At 59.0% G+C, this 1,037-nt stretch carries 1 protein-coding gene; it reads right to left on the bottom strand.

Annotation, left to right across the window (positions count from 1 at the left end; all coding sequences use genetic code 11):
- Window positions 1-535: 535 nt before the first annotated feature.
- The coding region (locus AC0L3P_RS39820) for an ATP-binding protein (RefSeq protein WP_473309442.1) at window positions 536-1,037 on the bottom strand (502 nt) is incomplete at its 5' end.

The following is a 1,037-nucleotide window of genomic DNA, read 5'->3' on the forward strand; positions in this document are numbered from 1 at the left end:
TTGTGCCTCTTCCTGATCCAGCTATCGCATACGCTTGCCTGTCCGCTCCCGCTCAATTCGGCTTCTTAACGGACGACCAACTAGTAATGCGAGCAACGCATTTGTGGAGCGGTCGACACCTCGCCGAATTGATCAAACGGACGAAGCGGGAGATTTTCACTTCTCATAGAGCGCTAGGACGTTGACATCTGGTCCATCGCGCAAGGAGCCTACAACCCTCATCCCGTGCCCCTGTCCCCGGCGTATCATTCGATAGGCAAACGTACCGGTGCTGTACTTGCCAGCTACTTCAATGTGAAGGTGGACCGTCTCGACCACATCGTTCAAGGGGACCCTGAAGTCGATCCACTCTATCTTGCCCTGTTCGGAAGCTGCGGCCTCCAAGACGCTGATGGCACGTTCGGCGCTGTAATGTGCGGATTCCGGGGATTGCGGCCAGGGATTCCGATTGAACGCCACCATGCATTCCGATCGAAGGCGGCCACCTGTTCCGACGAAGGCGGCCGGAGTGTCGTTGCCGGCATGAGGAGTTGGGTCAGGTTTTCTTGGCTGCGTCAAGATTGGCGCGCTGCGCAGTGATCTTTCGCATGCTGTCTCCCTTGAGTGTGAGGCGGTGAGCATTGTGGACGAGCCGATCCAGGACGGCGTCGGCGATGGTCGGGTCGGCGATGACCTCATGCCAATTTTCGATCGGCACCTGGCTGGTGATGATGGTCGATCCGCGCTGGTGTCGATCGTCGACGACTTCGAGGAGATCGCGACGCTGCTCGCCGGTAAGCGGTGCGAGGCCCCAATCATCGAGGATGAGCAAATCGACCCTCGATAGTGTCTTGAGGAGCCGCGCATAGCGTCCGTCCCCGCGGGCGAGCGCAAGAGCTTCGAACAGCCTTGGCAGGCGATGATATAAGACGGATCGATTATCGCGGCATGCCTTGTGGCCGAGTGCGCAGGCGATCCAGCTGCGGATTCCGACGAAGTCGCCCAGGCGTACCGATATGAAGTCGCCCGTGGATTCCGAGACGATGTCGCCCACCTTT

Source organism: Bradyrhizobium sp. WSM4874, from assembly GCF_055811835.1.